The organism is Pseudobutyrivibrio sp. C4 (assembly GCF_900111635.1).
Classification (GTDB): Bacteria; Bacillota; Clostridia; order Lachnospirales; family Lachnospiraceae; genus Pseudobutyrivibrio; species Pseudobutyrivibrio ruminis.
Map to the genome: position 1 here is coordinate 18763 of NZ_FOHF01000003.1, position 23965 is coordinate 42727.

The 23965-nt window shown below is 40.5% G+C and carries 24 protein-coding genes; 17 read left to right on the forward strand and 7 right to left on the reverse strand.

The features are described from left to right. Nucleotides 1-83: 83 nt before the first annotated feature. The 6 genes from BMY66_RS06575 to BMY66_RS06600 all read left to right on the forward strand — a co-directional run bounded on the left by BMY66_RS06575 (nucleotide 84) and on the right by BMY66_RS06600 (nucleotide 5464). On the forward strand, nucleotides 84-1778 hold the full coding sequence (locus BMY66_RS06575; protein WP_090394610.1) for a L,D-transpeptidase family protein: 1695 nt from the start codon (nucleotides 84-86) through the stop codon (nucleotides 1776-1778). A 21-nt stretch (nucleotides 1779-1799) separates the two neighbouring features. After that, nucleotides 1800-2861, forward strand: a complete 1062-nt coding sequence (gene hisC, locus BMY66_RS06580) for a histidinol-phosphate transaminase (protein WP_090394611.1) — start codon at nucleotides 1800-1802, stop codon at nucleotides 2859-2861. A gap of 5 nt (nucleotides 2862-2866) precedes the next feature. Further along, the gene (locus BMY66_RS06585; protein WP_033151492.1) at nucleotides 2867-3358 is read left to right on the forward strand and encodes a COG2426 family protein; all 492 of its coding nucleotides are present in this window, start codon (nucleotides 2867-2869) and stop codon (nucleotides 3356-3358) included. After that, nucleotides 3358-3543, forward strand: coding sequence for a hypothetical protein (locus BMY66_RS06590; protein ID WP_033151491.1), 186 nt, complete (start codon nucleotides 3358-3360; stop codon nucleotides 3541-3543). Before BMY66_RS06585 ends, BMY66_RS06590 begins: the two co-directional genes overlap by 1 nt. Continuing rightward, on the forward strand, nucleotides 3522-3728 hold the full coding sequence (locus tag BMY66_RS06595) for a DUF6472 family protein (RefSeq protein WP_044938395.1): 207 nt from the start codon (nucleotides 3522-3524) through the stop codon (nucleotides 3726-3728). The genes BMY66_RS06590 and BMY66_RS06595 overlap by 22 nt, the downstream gene beginning before the upstream one ends. Nucleotides 3729-3805: 77 nt before the next feature. Then, nucleotides 3806-5464, forward strand: a complete 1659-nt coding sequence (locus BMY66_RS06600; protein WP_044938391.1) for a GH25 family lysozyme — start codon at nucleotides 3806-3808, stop codon at nucleotides 5462-5464. A gap of 136 nt (nucleotides 5465-5600) precedes the next feature. Here BMY66_RS06600 and BMY66_RS06605 read toward each other — a convergent pair whose 3' ends face one another. Together BMY66_RS06605 and pyrB are read right to left on the reverse strand one after the other, a co-directional pair. Continuing rightward, nucleotides 5601-6038, reverse strand: coding sequence for an aspartate carbamoyltransferase regulatory subunit (locus tag BMY66_RS06605; protein ID WP_090394612.1), 438 nt, complete (start codon nucleotides 6036-6038; stop codon nucleotides 5601-5603). A 9-nt stretch (nucleotides 6039-6047) separates the two neighbouring features. Further along, nucleotides 6048-6962 carry an aspartate carbamoyltransferase gene (pyrB, locus tag BMY66_RS06610; RefSeq protein WP_044938387.1) on the reverse strand — a complete coding sequence of 305 codons (915 nt, stop codon included), beginning with the start codon at nucleotides 6960-6962 and terminating at the stop codon, nucleotides 6048-6050. A gap of 99 nt (nucleotides 6963-7061) precedes the next feature. On the opposite strand from pyrB, the gene priA reads away from it, so the two are divergent. The 5 genes from priA (at nucleotide 7062) to BMY66_RS06635 (ending at nucleotide 14484) form a co-directional block, all read left to right on the forward strand. Then, nucleotides 7062-9293 (forward strand): replication restart helicase PriA, encoded by a 2232-nt coding sequence (priA, locus tag BMY66_RS06615; RefSeq protein WP_074792183.1) that lies wholly within the window; start codon nucleotides 7062-7064, stop codon nucleotides 9291-9293. Between the two features lie 23 nt (nucleotides 9294-9316). Beyond that, the gene (gene def / locus BMY66_RS06620; RefSeq protein ID WP_044938381.1) at nucleotides 9317-9808 is read left to right on the forward strand and encodes a peptide deformylase; all 492 of its coding nucleotides are present in this window, start codon (nucleotides 9317-9319) and stop codon (nucleotides 9806-9808) included. A gap of 139 nt (nucleotides 9809-9947) precedes the next feature. Beyond that, nucleotides 9948-11939 carry an oxidoreductase gene (locus tag BMY66_RS06625; protein WP_090394613.1) on the forward strand — a complete coding sequence of 664 codons (1992 nt, stop codon included), beginning with the start codon at nucleotides 9948-9950 and terminating at the stop codon, nucleotides 11937-11939. 107 nt (nucleotides 11940-12046) lie between these two features. Beyond that, nucleotides 12047-12901: a LysR family transcriptional regulator gene (locus tag BMY66_RS06630; RefSeq protein WP_177175604.1), complete on the forward strand. Its 855-nt coding sequence runs from the start codon at nucleotides 12047-12049 to the stop codon at nucleotides 12899-12901. Between the two features lie 14 nt (nucleotides 12902-12915). After that, on the forward strand, nucleotides 12916-14484 hold the full coding sequence (locus BMY66_RS06635) for a GH25 family lysozyme (protein WP_090394614.1): 1569 nt from the start codon (nucleotides 12916-12918) through the stop codon (nucleotides 14482-14484). A gap of 31 nt (nucleotides 14485-14515) precedes the next feature. On the opposite strand, the gene BMY66_RS06640 is transcribed toward BMY66_RS06635, so the two are convergent. From BMY66_RS06640 to BMY66_RS06660, 5 genes are read right to left on the reverse strand one after another with little or no spacing between them, the layout of a single operon-like run. Beyond that, complete coding sequence (locus BMY66_RS06640; RefSeq protein ID WP_090394615.1) at nucleotides 14516-15157, reverse strand: response regulator; 642 nt, start codon at nucleotides 15155-15157, stop codon at nucleotides 14516-14518. 3 nt (nucleotides 15158-15160) lie between these two features. After that, nucleotides 15161-16168 (reverse strand): sensor histidine kinase, encoded by a 1008-nt coding sequence (locus BMY66_RS06645; protein ID WP_090394616.1) that lies wholly within the window; start codon nucleotides 16166-16168, stop codon nucleotides 15161-15163. Further along, on the reverse strand, nucleotides 16158-17321 hold the full coding sequence (locus BMY66_RS06650; protein WP_090297997.1) for an ABC transporter permease: 1164 nt from the start codon (nucleotides 17319-17321) through the stop codon (nucleotides 16158-16160). Before BMY66_RS06650 ends, BMY66_RS06645 begins: the two co-directional genes overlap by 11 nt. Beyond that, nucleotides 17308-18453, reverse strand: a complete 1146-nt coding sequence (locus tag BMY66_RS06655; protein ID WP_044938368.1) for an ABC transporter permease — start codon at nucleotides 18451-18453, stop codon at nucleotides 17308-17310. The genes BMY66_RS06650 and BMY66_RS06655 overlap by 14 nt, the downstream gene beginning before the upstream one ends. Beyond that, entirely contained in the window at nucleotides 18453-19394 is a 942-nt protein-coding gene (locus BMY66_RS06660; protein ID WP_090394617.1) for an ABC transporter ATP-binding protein, read from the reverse strand. The genes BMY66_RS06655 and BMY66_RS06660 overlap by 1 nt, the downstream gene beginning before the upstream one ends. Nucleotides 19395-19741: 347 nt before the next feature. Between BMY66_RS06660 and BMY66_RS06665 the strand changes: the two genes are divergently transcribed. The 6 genes from BMY66_RS06665 (at nucleotide 19742) to BMY66_RS06690 (ending at nucleotide 23964) form a co-directional block, all read left to right on the forward strand. Further along, nucleotides 19742-20203 carry an HIT family protein gene (locus BMY66_RS06665; RefSeq protein ID WP_090394618.1) on the forward strand — a complete coding sequence of 154 codons (462 nt, stop codon included), beginning with the start codon at nucleotides 19742-19744 and terminating at the stop codon, nucleotides 20201-20203. 301 nt (nucleotides 20204-20504) lie between these two features. Next, on the forward strand, nucleotides 20505-21167 hold the full coding sequence (locus BMY66_RS06670; RefSeq protein WP_090394619.1) for a sugar O-acetyltransferase: 663 nt from the start codon (nucleotides 20505-20507) through the stop codon (nucleotides 21165-21167). Between the two features lie 36 nt (nucleotides 21168-21203). Further along, a complete protein-coding gene (locus tag BMY66_RS06675; protein ID WP_090394767.1) occupies nucleotides 21204-21695 on the forward strand; it encodes an AAC(3) family N-acetyltransferase in 492 nt (163 codons plus the stop codon). A gap of 102 nt (nucleotides 21696-21797) precedes the next feature. Further along, nucleotides 21798-22697: a carbohydrate ABC transporter permease gene (locus BMY66_RS06680; protein ID WP_090394620.1), complete on the forward strand. Its 900-nt coding sequence runs from the start codon at nucleotides 21798-21800 to the stop codon at nucleotides 22695-22697. Next, entirely contained in the window at nucleotides 22694-23524 is an 831-nt protein-coding gene (locus tag BMY66_RS06685; protein ID WP_090394621.1) for a carbohydrate ABC transporter permease, read from the forward strand. The genes BMY66_RS06680 and BMY66_RS06685 overlap by 4 nt, the downstream gene beginning before the upstream one ends. Continuing rightward, on the forward strand, nucleotides 23524-23964 hold the full coding sequence (locus BMY66_RS06690; RefSeq protein ID WP_090394622.1) for a LytTR family DNA-binding domain-containing protein: 441 nt from the start codon (nucleotides 23524-23526) through the stop codon (nucleotides 23962-23964). The genes BMY66_RS06685 and BMY66_RS06690 overlap by 1 nt, the downstream gene beginning before the upstream one ends. Nucleotide 23965: the final 1 nt, after the last annotated feature.

Here is a 23965-nt window from a genome sequence, read left to right on the forward strand (position 1 = left end):
TAAAAGTTTAGTTGTTTTTATTTGCTGATTTCCTGTAAACTAACACACGGAGATTTATTATCATTTTTAGAGGATTATGCACAATGAAAGCAAAAGGTCGCAAAAAGATTTATCCACCAAGTTATTACAGAGCAAAAAGAATCAGACTTGGAATAATTCTTGGTATTATTCTAATAATATATTTGGCAGGAAGCTTGTTCTTTAGAAATCACTTCTATATCAGAAGTAAGGTTAATGGCGTTGGTGCTTCATTTAGAACAGCTCAAAGCACATACGACAAAATCATCAACAGCGCTGATAAATACACTATTTCATTTATTGACGCTGATGGAAATGTTATCAACGAAGTCAGCTCAAGTGAATTAGGCGTAGGAGTTAACTACGACGAATCAGAGGTTCAGACACTTCTTGATTCTCAGTCAGGTTTCAACTGGGTACTTCGTTTGTTTGCCCCAGCTGAGTACTACACAGCTACAGGCAACTCATATGATTCAGCAAAGGTCACAGCAGTAGCAAGCAGCCTTGATTTTAGTAATCAATCATCTACAACAGAATCACAGGACGCTACCATTCAGTTTGATGGCGAGAAGTTTGTGATTGTTGATGAAGTATATGGAGATAAAATCACAGAAGAGGGCGTAGAAGAAGCAATCATCTATGCAGTTGAGAATCTTCAAACTGAGATTAATCTTGCAGATGGCACATGCTACGAAAAGCCTAATGTATTAGCATCTGATGCTAATATTCAAAAGGCTGTTGATGTTTTAAACAATTACATGGATACAGATATCCATTATGATTTAGGCGAGGGCATTACAGAAGAAATTCCAGCTGATACAAAGGCTACATGGTTCACATGGGATGACAGCTTTAATGTTTCCTTCGACAGAGATGCTATAGGCGAGTATGTAAACTCAATGGGAGATAAGTACAACACCTATGGCAAGAAAAAAGAATTCACCACCACATCAGGTGAGACAATAGAAGTTCCAGCAGGTTCATTCGGTTGGAGAATAGCATATGATGGCGAAATTGATGCAATTATTGCTGATTTAGATGGGGGCGAGGATGTTACTCGCGACTTCACATACCTTTATTATGGAACAAGCCATGGCGAACACGATTATGGCAATTCCTATGTAGAAGTTAACCTTACAGAACAGCATGTGTATGTTTATAAGGATGGTGAAATGGTATTTGATACAGATTGTGTATCAGGTAAGATTTCAGCAAACCACGGTACACACACAGGTGTATACCCAATTGCTTACAAGCAGACAGATGCCACACTCAAGGGTGACAATTACGAATCACATGTAAATTACTGGATGCCATTCAACATGGGCGAGGGGCTTCACGATGCAACATGGCGCTCAAGCTTTGGTGGCACAATTTATAAAACTGGCGGAAGCCACGGATGTGTTAACCTTCCACTTTCCGCTGCAGAGCAAATCTACAATATAGTAGAAGCTGGTTGGCCTGTTATTGTTTTCTACACTGGCGACACAGAGGAAGAAAACTACCTTATCCAGAATCCACAGGTTAAGGTATCAGAGCTTATCGCAGAAATTGAGACAGTTACACTTGAGTCTGAACCTCAGATTGCTGAAGCTAGAGCACAGTACGAAGCTTTAACAGAAGAGCAGAAGGCACAGGTTTCAAATTATCAGGATCTTGTTAACGCAGAGCTTACACTTCAGACATTGAAGTTACAGGCTGCCGCAGAAGCGGCTGCAGCAGCTCAGGCTGGCGGTACAGATACAGGCGTTGTTCAATAGTGCACGATAGCGAGGCAAAATATGGCTAATTGGAAGAGTAATGTTAGAGAGGTAGTACCTTACACTCCAGGCGAGCAGCCTAAAACTAAGGTAATTAAGCTAAACACAAATGAAAATCCATACCCACCAAGTCCTTTGGTGGGTAAAGCTATTTCTAAAATAGAATTGGATTCTCTTAGAAAATACCCGGATCCAGGATGTCAGTCACTGATTTCGGCGTTGGCTAAATATCATGGGTTTGATGCGGAAAATGTTTTTGTCGGAGTTGGCTCAGATGACGTTCTTGCAATGAGCTTTCTTACATTTTTCAATTCAGATAAACCAATCTTTTTCCCAGACATTACCTATTCGTTTTATGATGTTTGGGCATCACTTTTTAGAATTCCATTTGAGACTAAAGCACTTGATGAGGATTTTAAAATTATAAAAAGCGATTATGACACGCCTTGCGGAGGAATAGTTATTCCTAATCCTAATGCACCTACAGGAATAGCAGAGCCTGTTTCATTTTTCGAGGACATTGTTAAGGCACATCCTGAGTGTGTTGTGATTATAGATGAGGCTTATGTGGATTTTGGTTCGAAGTCTGCTATAGACTTGGTTCGTAAATACGATAATGTTTTGGTAGTTCGTACATTTTCTAAATCAAGAGCTATGGCAGGAAACCGTATTGGCTATGCTATTGGTTCGAAGCAGCTTATTAAGTATTTATCAGATTGTAAGTTCTCATTTAATTCATACACAATGGATACAATCACACTGCAAGCAGGGGTTGCTTCAATCGAGGATGACAGTTATTTCAAGGAAAAGCTTGATGCTGTTATTTCCACAAGAGAATGGACAAAGGCTCAGCTAAAGAAGCTTGGATTTACATTCCCAGATTCAAAAAGCAATTTTATTTTTGCAAAGCATGAATCTGTGGAGGCTTCAGTTATTTTTGAAGAGCTTAAAAAGCGTGGTATTTATGTGCGCTACTTCTCAAAACCACAGCGTATATCAAATTACTTGCGTATTTCTATTGGAACAGATAAAGAGATGCAAGTATTTATAGATGAATTAGAAAAGATATTAAAAGGAGTTTAGATTTAATGATCAAGTATTTAACAGTATTTTTTGTATCAATGGTTCCACTTATTGAGCTTAGAGGGGCTATTCCATTTGCCTATGGATTTAAGGCAGCAGATCCAAGCTTCAATTTACTTTTAGCTTATATTCTTATTGCCATTGGAAACATGATTCCGGTACCAATCATTTATTTCTTCGCAAGAAAGGTACTTGAGTGGGGCAAGGATAAGCCAGTTATCGGTGGTTTCTTTACATTCTGTCTTGAAAAAGGTGAAAAGGGTGGTAAGAAGCTTCAGGAAAAAGCTGGTAGAGGTCTTTTCGTAGCATTGTTATTGTTTGTTGGTATTCCACTTCCAGGAACAGGTGCATGGACAGGTACTCTTGCAGCTTCAATTCTTGATATGGACTTTAAGTCTTCAATTCTTGCAGTAATCTGCGGTGTAGCTTTAGCGGGAATCATCATCGGTGTTTTATGTACACTTGGTCTTGGTGCATTTATAGGAGTGACAGCTTAATGGAAACAGTTAATATGTTGATAAATGTTGTAGCTATTCTTGTTGGCCTTGGGCTTTATATGGCTGTAATGAATTCTGCCTGGGGCAAGAAACATCAGGAATACATGTATGCAATAATGCTAGGAACAATACTTGTGGCTGTTCTAGTAGGAGGTTTTATTAGATGGCTAGTAATAGTAAGGTAAAAAAATCTGGTAGTACTGCCTGCGAATATTGTAACAATTTCGTATGGGACGAAGAGGATGAACAATATTATTGCGAAATGGATATGGATGAGGATGATTATGTTAGATTGGTAACAGGTCATTACAGTGAATGCCCATATTTTGTTAATGGAGATGAGTACAAGGTAGTACGCCATCAGATGTAAAATATTTGTATTTATCAGTTAAATAATACAAATTATTATGATATTATATTACTAGTTTTATTTAGGAGGTCAATGAAGTGAGAAAATTTAAAGCTTCAAAAGTGTTTAAGTCACTTGCAGCATTGATGCTTGCTGTAGTGATGACTGTATCCACACCAATCACTGCAAATGCAGCTGGTGCACAGGGTATCGATGTATCAAAGTATCAGGGGGCAATTAACTGGGCAGCAGTTGCTCAGTCAGGAGTTACATATACATTCATTAAGGTAGGAAGCACAAAGAGTGGTGTTGATCCTTATTTCGCAGCTAATGTAGCAGGAGCTCAGGCTGTAGGTATTCGTACAGGTGTATATATTTATTCATACGCAACAACAGTTGAGGCTGCTATCCAGGAAGCAAATCTTGTTCTTCAGTGGATTGAGCCATACAACATCAACTTCCCAGTAGCATTCGATTTCGAAGATGCAACTCAGAAGGGTATTGATGCTAATACATGTACAGCAATGGCAAATGCATTCTGTAGTGTAATCGCTCAGGCTGGTTACACACCAATGCTTTACACATACACAAACTTCTACAAGGCACACTTTACATCAGCACTTGCTTATGATAAGTGGATTGCTCAGTATTCAGATCACAATGATATTGCTGGATGGGCTATCTGGCAGTATTCATCAAGCGGAGCAGTTGCAGGTATCAGCGGCCGTGTAGATATGAACGTAGCACAGAAGGACTACACAGCATTCATTCCAGCAGCAGGTCTTCTTGATTTAGGCGCAGGAAATGTTTACTTCTTCAACAACTACCGTAAGCAGTTTGGTTGGGTAGATATTGCAGGAGTTAAGTATCATACAGATGAGACAACAGGTATTGTTACAACAGGTTGGTATGTAGATCCAGCAGGTACAGGTACATACTACTTCACACCTGGTACAGCTAATGCAGCTGTTGGTCTTACAACAATTGACAAGGCAATTTATTACTTCAATGAGGCTTCACAGCTTCAGACAGGTTGGTTAGAGCTTGGCGGAAGCACATTCTTCTTTGATCCACTTGCAAACGGTGCACTTTACACAGGATGGTGGACAGATCCTACAGTTGGTACACGTTACTTAGATACAACAGACGGACACATGCTTGTTGGTCTTGCTGTAATCGGTAAGGATATGTACTACTTTAACGAGCAGGGCTTACAGCAGGTAGGCTGGGTAACAGTTAATGGTCTTACATACATGTTCAATCCTAACGACAACGGAAAGATGTACAAGGGATGGTGGACAGACGCAACTGGCACATACTACTGTGATCCTTCAGATGCGCACAGAGTATCAGGTCTTGTAGCAGTTGATGGTTCTATGTACTACTTCAACGAAGCAGGTCAGATGCAGGTAGGTCTCATCACAATCGGTGGTGCAACATACTACTTCGGAGCAGACGGAAAGATGCTTACAGGCTTACAGACAATCGGAACAGCAGCTTACTACTTTGGAGCTGATGGAAAGATGGCAACAGGTCTTATAAACGCAGCCGATGGTAGTGTTTACTATGCAGGTTCAGATGGAATGCTTATCGCTGGTCAGACAGTAAAGATTGGTGGAAGTGATTACCTCTTCGGGCTTGATGGAAAGCTTGTAATCAATCAGACAATCCAGATTGGAACAACTTTGTATCAGACAGATGCAAATGGTGTAGTAGTAGCTTCAGCTCCAGCTGCAGCTGCTGCACCAACTAAATAATTAATATATGTTAGATGAAAAATAAGAAGGTCCCTAGTAGACATCAAGCTCTGATAGTTCTAAAGCGAAACATGTTGTTGAGAGTAGAACTCATCAGGCTTGTAGTCGTAACTAGGGACCTTCTAGATTTTTAGTATTATTTCAGACCTACGTATTTCTCTTCGCAGTATTTGCAGCGATAGATTTCACGTTCCTCATCAGTGAGGATGAAGATTTGGTCTAGCTCTTGCTCTACGGTGCTGATGCAACGTGGGTTTTTGCAAGAGATTACATTTTTTATTTCGTGAGGAAGCTTAAGCTGTCTCTTTTCTACAATAACGTCATCTTTAATAATGTTGCAGGTGATGTTGTGATCAATGAATCCAAGAATGTCTAAATCGACACGTTCGATTGGACATTCTATTTTTATAATGTCTTTGCGGCCCATTTTGTTGGACTTGGCATTCATAATCATGGCGATAGTGCAATCGCTGCCAAGGTTATCCAAATGAAGGTCGCGGTAAATTGTCATGGATTCGCCTGCCTTGATATGATCAAGCACGAATCCCTGGTGAATTCCACTTATATTTAGCATATTATCCTCCTATACTAATTCCAAAAGAGTAAGTATCAAAGCCATTCGGATGAATACTCCGTATTTAGCTTGAGTGAAATACATAGCTCGTGGATCATCGTCAACGTCTACAGAGATTTCATTAACTCGTGGAAGTGGATGAAGAACCATCATATTTTCTTTTGCAAGCTTCATCTTTTCTGGTGTAAGGATGAAGAAATCCTTCAAGCGGATGTAGTCTTCTTCGTTGAAGAAACGTTCTTTCTGTACACGTGTCATGTAGAGAATATCCAGCTCTCCCATAACATCGTCTAAAGAATCAACTTCTTTGTACTCATATCCATTTTTTTCTAAAACATCTTCGCGAATATACTCAGGAACTTTGAGTTCTTCAGGTGAAATTAGTACGAATTTGATTCCAGGATAACGTACTAACGCATTGATAAGAGAATGAACAGTACGGCCAAATTTTAAATCACCGCAAAGTCCGATAGTAAGATCTTTGATTTCTCCACGTAAAGAGCGGATAGTAAATAAATCTGTAAGTGTTTGAGTGGGATGCTGATGACCGCCGTCTCCTGCGTTAATAACTGGAATAAGTGATCGCTGAGAAGCAACGAGTGGAGCGCCTTCTTTAGGATGACGCATAGCGCAAATGTCTGCGTAAGAAGAAATAACGCGAATGGTGTCGGAAACACTTTCGCCTTTGGCTGCTGAAGAAGAATCAGCTGAAGAGAAACCAAGGACTGAACCACCAAGATTAAGCATGGCAGCCTCAAAAGATAGTCGTGTACGTGTGCTTGGTTCGTAGAAACATGTAGCAAGCTTTTTGCCGTGGCATTTCTCGGAATACGAGTCTGGATGATTTTTAATATCCTCCGCCAGGTCCATTAGCTGCTCTAGTTCCTCTCTAGAAAAATCTAGAGGGCTCATTAGATGACGCATTGGAAATCCTCCCTATTTAAATTAATTTCCTGATAACTAAATCGTCTAATTATATCACACTCGTTTCAAAAATAAACTAGTTATGTTAAAATTGTTTCCATGAAATATGCGGATATAATTATTGATATCTCTCACGAGAGATTGGATAAGACATTTGAATATATTGTGCCTACAGAGCTTGAAAATCAAGTAACTGAGGGCGTTCAGGTAGTAATTCCATTTGGACAGGGCAATCGCGCCATCACAGGATATGTGGTGGGATTGCACAACAAGCCGGAGTTTGATGTTACAAAGCTGAAGCCTATTGCAAGAGTGCTAAAAGATAGCATTGCCATAGAGTCTCAGCTTATTTCTTTGGCTGCATTTCTTAAAAAGAATTATGGTTCTACTATGAATCAGGCGTTAAAGACAGTTATTCCTATTAAGAAAAAGGAAAACGAAAAGCTAAAGAAAGAAATCAGCCTGAATATTTCACTTGAACAGGCCCAGATTGAGTTGACACAGATTCTTACTAAAAAGAATCATGCAGTGGGAAAAGAACGCCTTTTGAGGGAGCTTCTTGAGGTGGATGTTCTTGACTGGGAGCTTGCTACAAAAAAGCTTCAGATTCCATCGTCAAATATCAGGGATTTAGAATCTAAGGGAATTGTTAAGGTTGAGTCCGTTAGAACATTCAGAAACCCTCATATCAACAAGGACGCAAATCAAAAGCACATCGTTTTAAATGAGGAGCAGGAAGCCGCTGCAGAAACAATCAAAGCAGATATAGATACAGGTCGAAGAAAGACATATCTTATCCATGGTGTTACAGGCTCAGGCAAAACAGAAGTATACATGGATGTTATGGAGCATGTGATTTCCATGGGACAGCAGGTAATTGTCCTCATTCCGGAAATCGCCCTTACATACCAGACAGTTATGCGATTTTACACCAGGTTTGGTGATAAAGTAAGTATCCTGAACAGTAGGATGTCTCCTGGAGAGCGTTTCGATCAGTTCGAGAGAGCTAAATCAGGGGAAATCAGCATTATGGTAGGACCTCGTTCTGCGTTGTTCACACCATTTGCAAATCTTGGATTGATTATAATTGACGAGGAGCACGAGCCAAGCTACAAATCCGAAGTCATCCCTAGATATCACGCTAGAGAAACTGCAGTGTACCGTGCAAAGCTAGCAGGTGCTACTGTAATTCTAGGTTCCGCTACCCCTAGTCTTGAGGCATATAGTCGCACACAGACTGGCGAATATCAGCTTATTACTCTTCATTCCAGAGCGATGGGGCAGGATATGGCCTCTTGCGAGATAGTAGACCTTAGGGCGGAGCTTCAGTCTGGCAATCGTTCTATGCTTAGTCGCAGATTGCAGGAGTTGATGGCAGATAGATTGAACAAGCATCAGCAGATTATGCTGTTCTTAAATAGACGCGGGCTTATGGGTTTTGTTTCTTGTAGGGCCTGCGGCCATGTGTTAAAATGTCCACATTGCGATGTTGCCCTTCATTTACATGCAGGTGGCAAGATGAAATGTCACTATTGCGGTTACACAACAGTGGCAGCAAAGACTTGTCCAAGCTGCGGCAGCAAATATATCGGCAGTTTCAAGGCTGGTACTCAGCGCCTGGAGGAAATCGTAAAGGAATTATTTCCAACAGCCAGGGTACTTCGAATGGATGCCGACACCACAAAAGGCAAGGATGGTCACGAGGAAATCCTTTCAGCATTTGCAGCACACGAGGCAGATGTTTTGATAGGTACTCAGATGATTGTCAAAGGTCACGATTTTGCAAACGTCACTTTAGTTGGTATAATAGCAGCAGATATATCACTAAACGAAAGCGATTATCATAGTGGGGAGCGTACATTCCAGCTTCTTACCCAGGCAGTAGGACGAGCTGGTAGAGGCTCGGAGCCAGGCATAGCTGTTATTCAGACATATCAGCCTGACAACTATTCAGTAGTTGCCTCTGCAAACCAGGATTATGACAGCTTCTATAGTCAGGAGTATGCATACAGACGCTTGCTTTCATACCCACCATGCTCACATATTTTGGGCATACAGGTTAGCTGCGACAAGCAGCAGGATGCTATCAAACAGGCAGATATTCTAGCAGATATCATTAGACAGGCGGATTCAAACATCATTATCATGGGGCCAGAGGACGCCTATATTGGAAAGCTAAAGGACGTTTACCGTAGGGTAATCTACGTAAAGGCCGACGAATACGATAGGCTTGTTAATGTAAAAGATACTATCGAGGCATTCTTATTGCAGCAAAAGCAATACAGAAATACCTCTACATGGTTTGATTTTGATCCGATATCTACAATATAACAGGATTTTAGAAAGGAATTATTATGGCACTTTTAGAAATTAGAGAATATGGTAAAGACGATGTTTTACTTAAGAAATGTAAGCCAGTAAAGGAGCTTACACCACGTCTTAAGACACTTATCGAGGACATGCTTGATACAATGTATGATGCAGACGGTGTAGGTCTTGCTGCACCTCAGGTTGGCGTTCTTCGTCGTATCTGCGTTATCGATATAGGTGAGGGCCCAGTTGTTCTTATCAACCCAGAGGTTCTTGAAACATCTGGCGAGCAGACAGGCAGCGAGGGATGTCTTTCAGTTCCAGGCAAGACTGGTATTGTGACTCGTCCAAATTATGCAAAGGTAAAGGCATTAAACGAAGATATGGAAGAGATTATCGTGGAAGGTGAGGAGCTTATGGCAAGAGCGCTTCTTCATGAAATCGATCACTTAGACGGTAATATCTACGTAGATAAGGTAGAGGGAGAGCTCTACAATGTAGAAGATTTCCTTGAGGAAATTGAAGACGAAAATTAATAGTATCCTTTTTGATAAAGGCCATCAACTGTATGTTGATGGCCTTTGTTACATTTAATGGTTAAAATATAGACATAGATGATAAAAATTTAACAATGTGCCGGCAAATTAATTGTTAAATGTAAAAGGAGGAAATAAATTGAAGTATCAAGGACTTTTCGAGCCTATTAAAATTGGCAAGCTCGAAATTAAGAACCGTTACGCAATGGCTCCAATGGGACCACTTGGTCTTGGAGATTGCGAAGGTGGATGGAATGACAGAGGTATTGATTACTACACAAGACGTGCTCAGGGTGGCATTGGTCTTATCATTACAGGTGTTACTTTCTCTGATACAGAGGTAGAGAAGCCTTCATTCCCTAACACACCAAACTCAACATACAACCCAGTTCAGTTCGTAAGAACTAGCCGCGAGATGACCGAGCGTGTACATGCTTATGGCTCAAAGATTTTCTTACAGATGTCAGGTGGATTCGGACGTGTTACTATCCCTACAAACTTAGGTGAGTTCCCACCTGTTTCTGCATCGGCAGTACCTCACAGATGGTTAGACAAAACATGTCGTCCACTTACTGTAGAGGAGATTCATGGTATTGTAGAAAGCTTTGGTAAAGGCGCATACAATGCAAAGCGCGCTGGTTTCGATGGTGTTGAAATCCATGCTGTTCACGAAGGATACCTTATTGACCAGTTTGCTATTTCATTCTTCAATCAGAGGAATGATGAGTACGGCGGAAGCTTAGAGAACAGACTTCGTTTTGCTAAGGAAATCCGTGAGGAAATCGCAAAGACATGTGGATGGGACTTCCCAGTTGCAATGAGATTCTCACTTAAGTCTATGATTAAGGACTTCAGAGAAGGTGCTCTTCCAGGCGAGGAATTCGAAGAGAAGGGACGTGACATCGAGGAAGGTATCGAGGCTGCAAAGCTTCTTGAGAAGTATGGCTATGATGCCCTTGATGTAGATGCAGGAACATACGATGCATGGTGGTGGAATCACCCACCAATGTATATGGAGAAGGCTCCTTACAAGGAATTTGCAAAGATTACAAAGGAGCATGTAAACATCCCTGTTATTATGGCAGGTCGTGTTGATAATCCAGATACAGCACTTGATTGCTTAAACAATGATATCTGCGACATGATTTCACTTGGTCGTCCAACACTTGCAGATCCAGATATCGTAAACAAGATTCGTACAAACAAGCTTAGCCAGATTCGTCCATGTATCAGCTGTCAGGAAGGCTGTATGGGACGTATCCAGACATACTCACTTATCAACTGTGCAGTTAACCCACAGGCTGGTAAGGAAAGACTTAACACATACAACCCTATCGTAAAGAAGAAGAGAGTTCTTGTTGTAGGTGGTGGTGTAGCAGGTTGCGAGGCTGCACGTGTACTTGCAGAAAGAGGACATGAGCCAGTTCTTTACGAGGCAGCAGGACGTCTTGGTGGAAACCTTATCCCTGGTGGTGCTCCAGCATTCAAGGAGGACGATATCGCCCTTGCTAAGTGGTATGAGGATGAAATGACACGTCTTGGTGTGGAGGTTCACCTTAACACAAAGGCTACAGAGAAGGAAATTCTCGATAAGAGCTTTGACGCAGTTATCATGGCTACAGGTTCTCGTCCAAAGATGTTCTCACTTGGCGATGATGAGAAGGTTTACTCAGCAGAGCAGGTACTTCTTGGACAGAAGGAAGCTGGCAACAATGTTATCGTTGTTGGTGGTGGACTTGTAGGTTGCGAGCTTGCACTTGATCTTGCTCAGAAGGGCAAGAAGGTAACAATCGTTGAGGCACTTGATAAGCTTATGGCAGTGAACGGACCACTTTGTTCAGCAAACAAAGAAATGCTTGAAAAGCTTATTCCTTTCAACGGCATCGATGTTGTTACAGGTGCTCGTGTTACTGGATTCAACAATGGCGTACTTACAGCTACTGTAGGAGAAGAGACAAAGGAACTTAATGCTGATAGCGTAGTTCTTTGTGTCGGTTATGCTAGCGAGAACACTCTTTACAACCAGTACAAGAACGAGCTTGACGAAGTTTATCTCCTTGGTGATGCTAGACAGGTTTCAAATATCATGTATGGTATTTGGGATGCCTTTGAAGTAGCAAACCACATTTAATATAAATTAGTTTAATAACCACTTTTTTCGTATAATTTTTTTACTCCCCGTGAATGGCCTTGATGGACATATTGTCTATCAAGGTCATTTATTCTATAATTAATTTTATGAATACAAGAAATTTTAAATGTTTTCAAGCTGTATATGAGGAAAGAAATCTACAGGCGGCAGCCAACAAGCTGTTTCTATCACCACAGGGCCTTAGTAAAATTATTAAGGGCATTGAGGATGAGTTTGGAACCAGTTTGTTTATTAGGTCAAAGGAAGGTTTCATTCCAACTGAAAGTGGAAGATTATTCTACGAAAAATCTAAAACAATAAGCAGAGATTTAAATGATTTGTTTTCATCAATAGAGGCGTTAAGTGAAAAAGAAAAACGCTTCAAGGTGGGATTTGCAGCAGGAACAATTAGAGCAATTGATGTTCCTAGTGTTGCATCTTTTATGACGGATAATCCTGAGATTCTCGCTAGCTGGTATGAGTATGAAAATGAAAATGTAATCCAGCAGGTGGTGAATGATGAAATAAGCTTTGGATTTGTAGTAGGAAAGCAATCTTTACCAGGCGTAGTCTGCGAACACGTAAAAGCAATTGATTTGGTGGTCTATGTCTATAAAGGACATAGATTTTGGAATGAAAGTCAAATTGAGCTAAAAAATCTGAGGGATGAGAAAATCATTTCCATGAATGAGAAATATCATGTATATCATGATATTGTGAATGCATGCCATCTCAATGGTTTTGCACCAAATATTGTTGCCAAGGTAGATGAAGGAGAGTCGCTGTATCTATTATCAAAGAATAGAGCTGGCCTTGGAATCTCCCCAAGATTCTTCCCAGAAACAGATGAAATAAAACCACTAGTCATTAAGGACTCATACACCTGGAATGTGTATGGAATCTACAGAGAAGACTCTGCGGACAAAGATTTAGCCAAGAAGTTTTTAGCGGCTATTAAATAATTGGGAGAATAAAAATGAATAACGGACATCGTGGAAGTAGCAGACGTCGCAGAAGATTGAGACGTAGAAGACAGTTGATGATGGCTGCCTGCTGTCTAGGACTTGTAGTATTGGTATTGGGGACAGTTCTCATCGTCAAAAAGGTAAAAGGTACGGACGATGAGCCTGTTGAGGTTGCGGCAGAAGTAGATGTTGCAAATGAAGAGCCTGAGGATGGAACTACAATCGAAGTGGTAGAGCCTGAGGAGACAGAAGAGACAACAGATGAGACTGATGCGGAAGACCCAGGGGCTTCAACTCAGTCAGAACAGGGAGCCTCAGTAAATGTGGAGGATATTGTTAATGCCAGCAATGTTGGTGAAAACAGTACCACTACATACGGAATCGACGTATCAAAATTCCAGGGCACTATCGATTGGGCTCAGGTTGCCAGCTCAGGGATTAATTTTGCAATGATTCGTGTCGGCTATAGAGACTCTACAACAGGAGAAATAAAGCCAGATACAAATGCAAAATACAACATGCAGGAAGCAGAGAAAAATGGCATAAAAATCGGAGCCTATTTCTTCTCTACTGCAGTTACAAAGGATGAGGCCATAGAAGAGGCCGATTGGGTTGCAAGCTATGTAGCTCAGTATCCAATCACATATCCAGTAGGATACAACTGTGAGGGCTTTGAAAACAGCACTAGCCGCCAGTACAATCTTACAAAGGATGACAGAAGCAATATTGCTATAGCATTTCTTGGAGAAGTTTATAACAAAGGATATACTCCAATCTTTTATGCTTCTAAGAATGAAATGGCATCAGATGCAAAATGGAATACATCCACAATTTGTGCCAAGTACAAAATCTGGATGGCATGGTACAATCAGGATTCTTCAAATTTGGCCACAGGCCCATCGGCAGGATTTAAATACGATATGTGGCAGTACACCAATCAGGGAACAATTCCTGGCATTACAAAAAAGGTGGATGTGGATGTAGCATACTTTGGATACAACGGCACAGAAACGGCTAAGGACACTTCAGAAAGAGCAACGGCATCAGCAGATGTGGAAGCACTGATGAAGTTTACAGAGGTTAATGAGACTGTCACAGCAAAGAGCAAGACAAACCTTCGTAATAAGCCTAGTCAGGGCGCAGATAGCAAGGTAATGGTTACCCTTGAAAATGGTCAAACAGCCACAAGAACTGGCACAAGCACAAGTGGTTGGTCGAGGGTGGTTTATAATGGCGCCACATACTACGCTGTATCAAGTTATTTGACCACAGATTTAAGTGCACCTGCACAATCTGCAGCGCCAGCTGAGCAAGCTCCTGCAACAGAGGAAGCACCAGCTCAGGCACCTGGTTTTAAAACTAAATTTACAGATGTTAATGAAACAGTTACTGCAAAGGAAGTTGTAAATCTTCGTTCAAAGCCTAGTGTTACGGATGCTGATTCTCAGGTAGTGGCTACACTTAGCGCAGGCCAGACAGCCATTCGAACAGGTATCAACAACGAATATGGCTGGTCGCGAGTGGAATACAATGGACAAGTTCTTTACTGTGTAAGCAGTTATATAAAGGTTGTGGAATAAGAAAAAGCTGGCAGCAATGCCAGCTTTCGATTTATTCATGCTTCAAATAGAATATAGCAAGTTGAGTTCGATCTCTCAGGTTGAGCTTTTCTAGGATGGTAGACAGATAGTTACGTACAGTGCCTTCCGAAAGGAAAAGCTTCTGGGAGATTTCTTTGTTTGAAAAGCCTTCAGCTACAAGTTGGATGACTTCAAATTCTTTTTCGGATATATCGTATTTACGATAGTCAAAGCCTTCATCATCAGTGTTGGCCTGATTCATGAGAGTAGGAAGTTTGTCGATAACAGCGCCTCCAAATACGCTTTGACCGTTGATTGCAGCGTGAAGTGCAGCAGGAAGAGATTTATAGTCCTGTTTAAGTAAGTAGCCTTTTACGCCAAGTTTCAACGCTTTTACGATATATTCATCATCTGAGAATGTAGTTAGGAAGAGGATAGTGGCATCACGATGATTTGTAAGAATCTCTTCGGCAGCTTCCAATCCATTCATATCGGCCATACGAATGTCCATAAGAAGTAAATCTGGATTGAGCTCATCATAGAGAGCTATAGCTTCCCGACCGCTTCCACCTTTTCCAACTATTTCAAAATCAGCCTCAGCAGAGATAATCATCTCTAGTGACATTGTGATAAGTTCGTCATCGTCTACAAGTAAAATTCTTTTCTTTTCCATAATCTATCCTCGCTTGTTTTCAAAAGGTAATCTGGCAAACACTGTAAAGCCATCGTTTAAATAAAAGTAAGCTTCTCCGCCTAGGGAGCTTGCTCTGTTTTTAATGTTGGTAAGTCCTATTCCGTCATAGTTCTCAGCACCAAGCTTTAACTTCATATCAGAACTAAGGGTTCCATTATCTGTAATGGAAATAGTGCAGAAGCTGTTATTCTGATGGAAAATCACTGAAACAGTATCTCCATTGGAATGCTTTATTATATTTGTAACAGCCTCCTTTAAAATACCAATCAGTGATAGTTTGATATTTGTTGGAAGTGCTTCATCCAAATCTAATTCCGTATTTACGGTAAAGTTTTTTAGTTCTCCAAGAATTTCATCTATATTTTTCTTTAAGTCTATTGAATCATCATGTAAATCATGTACGGAGCTTCGCATCTTTTCCATAGACTCATCCAGGGTGTCCGAAAGCATCTTTAATTGAGGCGCGATATTTTCATCTTTGTTTACTGTGACAATGGCTCCAAGCAGTAGGATTCCGCGGGAAAGCAGATGGCCTACATTATCGTGGATTTCTCTGGCGATGCGGTTTCTCTCTGCGAGGGTAGCAAGATGTACCTGCTGGTCCTGCTCAGAGAGAAGACGTTTATTTTTATCCTTTAGAATGGATTCCAATTCAAAGCTGTCATCACGGGTGCGGTGCAGCTGTGCCTGCAATTCCATCATTCTTGCCCAAAGAATAGTAGATATAAAAGTGAATCCTCCCAGGACAAAGATTGAAAAAACAAGTGGAAGACTGGCATCTATAACCGCCACCATATATACAAAGGTTATAACAAATGGAATTCCTGTCAGAGTGAGATAGACTGGTTTTTGATTAAACAGAAGGCTTATTTCAAGAAGTAAAAAAACACAAATAGACATTACAACCGAGGTGGTTGTAATGCCATTTGAATTAATTATTAATCCTAATCCTACCGCTGCCAGAGAGCGGATGACTATATCATATAGCATATTGCTCCTTTTTCTTTGTGATGATAAGACCTGCTGCGAAGAATACCATTGCAAAGAGCACTTCTATTAATAAGTAACTAGCGAACTGACGGCTCCAGATGTTGTTGATTGGAGTATCGTTTATAAATTTGATTGCTGTGGTGTACCAGTAGAGTGGCAAAAAATGTGCTGCCTTTACAATTGAAGCTGATAAATACTGGGTGTCTACAAATACTCCGCAGAGGAAACTCATGGAGAGTACAAACATATTTGCAACCATGTTTATAAGGCTCTCGTTTACTGTGATTGAACAAATGAAATATGCCATTCCAAGTCCTACAAACATGAGAGTGTAGGTGTCTATTGCGTAGAAGATGAATTTCGTATTTTCGTATTCAAGACCCATCAGGCTGATTACTATGATTGCCACAGTAGTGATAGCAAAGCCGATGAAGATTACTGCTGCGATTGAAGCAGCGTTTCTGGTGAAGAAATGCATTCCACTAACGGAAATACGATTGTTTACATCTCTGTTCTTCATGAATGTAAGAGTGCATGCGCAGCATACACAAAGTAACATCATAAGTGTGTAGCCGTTGAAGGTATACATTCCTGAGTAGTAAGAACGATGATTTTCTTCTGATTTATCAACGACTGTAGCCTGTGTATTGCTAAGCTTTACCATCTGGTCGTGAGTGAGAGAAATAGCCTCATTCTCGCTGTAACCACTATTTAAATATACCACAACATCCTGTAAATAGTCATTAAGCTTCTCTGTAAGTAAGAACTGTGAAGCGGTAGTTCCAGGGGCGATGTAGGTAAGAGCATCTTCCACATCACCTGACTTAATCTGTTCCTCAAATCCCTCTGGAATAATAAGTGCATAATCGTAAATTGCGAAACGCACATTGTCATTCATTACCTGTGGATCATCGGTTCCAGGGGCAACAACTTCCTGAGTTTCTGTAAGATAATCAACCAGTGCCTGGCTGAGGTTTGAATTATCATTATCAGTAACTGCTACCTTCACTGTGACTTCTTCAAAGGCGCTTTCCTGAGTGCTTGTGGTTGCCTTAGCCTGCATATTTCCGAATACTGTAAAGATAGTTAAATATACAATGATTGTTGTGATATTTGCTTTTAATGATTTTAGTATTGCATTAAAGACTGACATATTTTCTCCTCCTTAAAAGGATTGCGCTTATGAAAAGGCTGACTACAATCATGATGCTCATAATTGTTATATCCTGGTAGTACATTGCTGTTTTGCCGTAGGTGGCTCTTGTGTAGAGGCAGTCGACTAAAAGGGCTGCTGGATTAATTCTGTTAAGAATAGGTGCTTTGCTTTCGATAAGCTGTCTAATCTGGTGCCACATAAGGCCACTGAAGAATGAACAGGTCATTGTGAAGCAAAGTGGAACAACCATTAATAGTCTTGAATTCTTTATGAGGGAACCCATAAGGACACCACAGGATACACCAAGAGCACTTCCCAATGTTGTTATGGTGATTATGTTTACAAGTGGAGCTCCAAAGCTTATCTTTAATATTTTTTGTACATAGATAACAACTACTGCATTTGAGACTGCCTGCATTATCATTGCTGCGCAGATACCAGCCACGATGGCCATCAACTTGCTTGTTGGTGAGCACTCAAAGCGTTTTCCCTGCTCAGTCATATTTGCACAGATGCCTTCAAGGATTGTTGTGCTAATCCATGAACTGAAAAGTGATGACATTGCAATTAATGCGAAGAAGTACTGCACATAAGGTGATGTGTTATTTCCAAAATCATGTTCCTTTATTATTGCAAGATTTTCTGTCACCATATCCAGGGCTGACTGGATGTTCTCTGGATGATCCTTTGCTATCGTATCAATCACATTCTTTTTGTTCTCGTATTCTCGTACAATTTGGTTCATGACGGTGGCGTTGTAGCCATTGGTAGGAACGATAGTTTCGATTTCTTCACCATCCTCCATGTAGAATCCAAATATTTCATCTGAATTCATGGCATCCATAGCTTCCTGCTTTGAACCGTATTTACGAAGGGAGAGGATAGCTTCATTTCCATCTGTTTCTTCTGTAAGTTCATCAAGAACCGTCTCGAAGTTTGATTCCGCCTGATTCGTATTTACGTATCCTACTTCTATGGTGTGGAAGCTGTCCGGGTCATCCTTAATCATATTTCCAAATCCCAAATAGAAGACTGTGGCAAGTACGATTGGAAACAGGAAGTTCCAGCCAACCATATAGCGGTTTCGGATTATCTCCTTAAATTTATATACAAAAATTCGTCCGAACATTAGTCTCTGAGCTCCTTTCCTGTGATTTCAAGGAATACATCATTTAATGTAGGAAGTTCTGTTGATACGTGACCAAAAGGAATGTTGTTATCTGTCAGATAACTGAGGACATGTACCAGATTATGATCTCCACCATCACATTTAATAATAAGATCATCTCCATCCTCCTTAATCTTATAAACATGATTGATTTCCTTTAATCCGTTGATAATCTCATCAGATTTATTAGGAAGATTTACTCGGATTGTCTCACGGTTCATAAGAGATGACTTAAGTTCATTTGTAGTTCCGTTGGCAAGGTTTTTACCGTGGTCCATAATGATTACTCTTGAGCAAAGCTCCTCAACCTCTTCCATATAGTGTGAGGTGTAGATGATTGTTGCACCGTCCCTGTTCATCTTCTTGATGCCTTCAAGGATCGCATTTCGGCTCTGAGGATCAACTGCAACTGTTGGCTCGTCGAAGATGATAAGCTTTGGCTTGTGAGCAATTCCGCAGGCTATGTTAAGTCTTCGAAGAAGTCCGCCTGAAAGCTTTTTAGGCTTCTGCTTTTTGAATTCTGTAAGACCTGTAAACTCAAGTGCCTCTTCAACATATTGCTTTCTTGTTGCCTTATCCTTTATATATAGCCCACAGAAGAAATCTACGTTTTCATATACATTCAAGGTATCGATAACTGCTACATTCTGCATTACCACACCAATCTGTGATTTGATATCGTATGCATCCGGGCTCATTTCTTTGCCCCAGATTTTGATATCCCCTTTATCAAAAGTAAGAAGAGAAAGGAGACAGTTGATTGTGGTAGTCTTTCCTGAACCATTTGGACCAAGTAGTCCAAGGATTTCCCCTTCTTCAATGCTTAATGAGAAGTGATCTACAGCTACATTCTCACCATATCGTTTTACTAAATTGTCGATTGATACTACTGTGTTACCCATTTCATTTCTCCTTTTTATTTGTACTACAGCCCTCGGCCGTGTGTTTCTTTTGTTGTTCTGAGATTATAATACCGAAACTTTTGTCACATCTGTAGTGAACTGCGTCATAAAGGCACATGACAATTGTCATGTTGTTGAAGTGAGTGGGATATGCTATATTCAACGTAATGTTAAGTAGGTGGGGGAGGATTACCACTTTTGATGAGGATTATTGTTGTGCAGAGGTAAATAATTGAAATGATTACCACTTATAATGCTGGTCATGCTGAATTCAGTGGTAAATTAACAAAAGATTTACCACTGAAATGGAGAATTAATTACTAGAGAGAGGTAGGGAGAAAGATTCAATGTGTATTATTTGCGACAGAATAAAGATGATAAAAGAAGGGGCAAATCCATATTTTGTTAGAGAACTTGAAACAGGATATGTTGTTATAGGTGATAATCAGCATTTTGAAGGGTACACACTATTTTTGTTTAAAGAGCATGTTGTAGAGTTGTTTAATATTGAACCTGCAGTTAAAACAAAGTATTTGGAAGAAATGAGCATAGTTGCAGAAGCTGCTTATAAGGCTTTCAAACCTGAAAAAATGAATTATGAATGTCTTGGAAATGGTGATGCTCATTTACATTGGCATTTGTTTCCAAGAAAACAGGGAGATATAGAAAATTATGGAAATAATGGAAGAGGACCTGTTTGGTGGTACCCTATGGAGAAAATGTATTCAGATGATAACAGGCCGAATGCGGAGAAACTCGAAGAGATGAAACGACGATTAAATGATGAGTTAGAGGCATTATTAGCGTAGAAAAATTGGGGTTTACCACTAGCGATTTCAAATTAAGCCACTGCTAGTGGTAAGAAAAAGATATTATTACCACTAGCAATTACAAAGCAAGCCTCCGCTAGAGGTAAAAAAAGATAGTTGTACCACTAGCGATAGAGATTTCAATGAATGCTAGAGGTAAGGAAATGAAAGATTACCACTAGCAAATGTAAATCCGGGGGTTGCTAGAGGTAAAACTCAAAAAATGTACCTCTAGCAGGCAGGAATGTAGCCAACGCTAGTGGTAAAAGTCTAATATTTAAGCATATAGGGAGGTTTTACAATGAACAATATAGAAAGAAGAGACAAAGAGCTGGTATATATTTCAGATAATGAGGTATTTGAAGAGCAAAAGATAGCAAGACGCCTTACGCAGGAACTAAATACTGTAGATAGGGCTGACTTCGATGCTATAAAGAAGATAGTTAATAAGCTTTTGGGAAAATCTGATGCTGATACTTTTATTAATCCACCTTTTTATTGTGATTATGGAAGCCATATAGAGGTGGGAAAGAATTTCTTTGCAAACTATAATTGCACCATGCTGGATGTTGGAAGAATCAGAATAGGCGATAATGTACAGATAGCTCCCAATGTAGCTATATATACTGCGGGACATCCAGTTCATCCTGCCACAAGAAACACTTTATATGAATACGGAATAGACGTCACCATAGGTAACAATGTGTGGATAGGAGGCAATGTGGTGATATGTCCTGGAGTAACAATAGGGGATAACACTGTGATTGGTGCTGGTTCTGTAGTTACTAAAGACATTCCTGCCTGGTCCATTGCAGCAGGCAACCCATGCCGTGTGCTAAGAAAGATAACAGAAGATGACCGCAACAAATATTTTTCTGGCAGGGAGATAGACGAAGAAGCATGGCAGGATATCCTGCGAATCCAGCGTGAAGCAAATGATGAGAGGAAATATCCGAAGGCATAAACTATATCTGTTGGTTTGGCGAAAGGCCATACTGTGATGGTTCATACAGCATTATCTAAAATAGGCTATGTCTGTGGTGGGGCGCAGGCCGTTATTGAGGCATTGATTGAAGTGGTTGGAGAAGACGGTACAATCATGATGCCTGCACAATCCTGGAAGAATCTTGATCCTGAGGATGGAGTCCATTGGACCGTTCCGGAAGAATACTGGCAGATAATCCGCGATAACTGGCCGGCTTATGATAAGAGAATTACGCCAACAAATACCATGGGAGCTGTAGCTGAAGCGTTCCGTCAATGGCCGGGAACCCTGCGAAGCGACCATCCGGCAAGATCTGTTGCGGCATGGGGCAAACACGCAGAATATCTTGTTAATGATCATGACCTTTCCAATATTTTCGGAGAAGCCTTTGAACAGAGCAATGCTGTTAACAAAGCCATGATTGGAAATGCCGAACTACGCTTAATGAATCAAAAAATACTTGTGGATTTTGCTGTTGACTGGATTCAGAAATATAGAAGAGGATGAACATTACACTGCATTTCACCCCACATAATATGCATTTCACCGTCCATTTGTTGAAGAGGAATTAGTTCTTCCCTACACTGATATGTGTAGGGGGAACTTTAAATGAAAAAGAGCAAATGGGGGATTCTTTTTATATCACCATATATCATCGTTTATCTATTATTCACGGCTTTGCCGATCGTTATTTCCTTGTATAAATCTTTATTTGTAAATTATTGGAAGGGACTAGTGGAAGTGGGTCCGTTCTTTTGTGGTCTCGAAAATTATGTGACGTTGCTTACGGACAAGAGCATCTACACTTACCTTGGTAATACGGCCATCATGTGGATTCTTGGATTTGTGCCACAGTTAGTTTTATCGGTCACGCTGGCGGCATGGTTTTCGGATCATAGATTGGGTCTAAGAGGAATCCAGTTTTTCAAGACAGTTATATATTTTCCAAATCTGATTATCGCCGCGTCAATCGCATCTTTGTTTTTCTCTTTTTTTGCAGACTGCGGTCCTGTAAATGCACTGCTGATGGAGCTGGGAATTATTGATGAGCCATTTCAATTTTTCTCAAATACCTGGTCCACAAGAGCCTTGGTGGCATTCATGAATTGCACCATGTGGTTTGGTAATACCACTTTGCTTTTGTTGGCGGGAATGTTGGGGATTGATAAGTCTCTAAAGGAAGCAGCTGAAGTGGATGGAGCCAGCACCTGGCAGGTATTTACAAGGATCACGCTGCCACTTATTCGACCAATCCTTTTGTATGTGATAATTACATCTCTTATAGGTGGAATCCAGATGTTTGATGTTCCACAGATTCTCACCAAGGGAACGGGAGATCCAAATCGTTCCACCATGACTGTGCTGATGTATATGAACAAGCACATGTTTAGCAAGAATTATGGTGTGTCAGGAGCGTTGTCCTTTATATTGTTTATGGTGACAGCGGTGCTTTCTATCATCGTTTTTAGCCTTAACTCTAAGACAGAAGAAGGGAGGGGCGTAAGATGAGTAGACGTGTGCAAAGAATCTTCGCATATACGATATTGATCCTCGTATCTTTCCTGTGCCTGTTTTGGTTTTATGCCTTATTTATAAACGCCACCAGATCTAACAGCGAGCTATCAAGTGGATTTTCACTGATACCTGGAACGGCCCTTGTGAAAAACTGGAATAGCATGAGACACTGCGCCTTGCCTGTAATGAATAGCATGAAAAACAGCATGATGATAGCTCTTTCTTCGTCACTACTTTGCAGCTATTTTTCCATTATGACAGCCTATGGAATTCATGCATATTGCTTCAAGGGCAGGAAGCTTTTTTACACCATTATGATTGGTTTTATGATGATTCCAAGACAGGTGACGGCCCTTGGATTTATAAGCTTGGTGGATGATATGCATCTGATGGATACGTTTATTCCGCTGATTATACCGGAAATAGCATCTCCAATCGTTTTCTACTATATGATAAAATACATGGAGAGTACGCTTCCAATGTCACTAGTGGAAGCGGCAAGGATTGATGGTGCTTCAGAGATTTTTGTTTTCAATAGAATCGTGTTGCCACTGATGAGACCGGCATTTGCGGTGCAGATGATTTTCAAATTTGTGGAATCTTGGAATAATTATTTTATTCCGGCACTGATTTTACATGAGGATAATAAGAAAACAATGCCAATTGTAATATCGCTTTTACGAAGTGCAAACTTTGCAAATTACGATAACGGTCTGATCTACATGGTAATTGCCTTTTCAATCCTGCCATCTATCATAATCTATCTATTTTTGTCGCGTCTGATAATCAGCGGCATAACAAGCGGGGGAATAAAAGGTTGATGAACATCAATATCCACATCATTGAAGACTCCATGGAGGAGATACTGGATATCTTCTGCCATGAGGCCAATAAGGAGAGGCTGCAGGAGATTGCAAAGGAGCTAGTGGAGGGCAATCAGAAAATCACTTGTAAGAAAGATGATAAGACATATCAGATTCGTCTGGATGAGGTCTTTTATATAGAGACAGTTGATGAGAGATTGTTCATTTATTGTGAGGATGATGTTTATGAAAACAGGATGCGTCTTTATGAAGCAGAGCAGCTGTGCAGCGGCGCTGATTTTTTCAAGGCATCAAAGTCTATGCTAATCAACATTAAAAAGATTGAAAACATGAAGCCATCTCTTTCAGGGCGATTTGAGATTACCATGATAAACAAGGAGAAGCTGATTGTTTCCCGAAAATACGTAGCTGATTTAAAGGAAAAGATGGGATTATAGG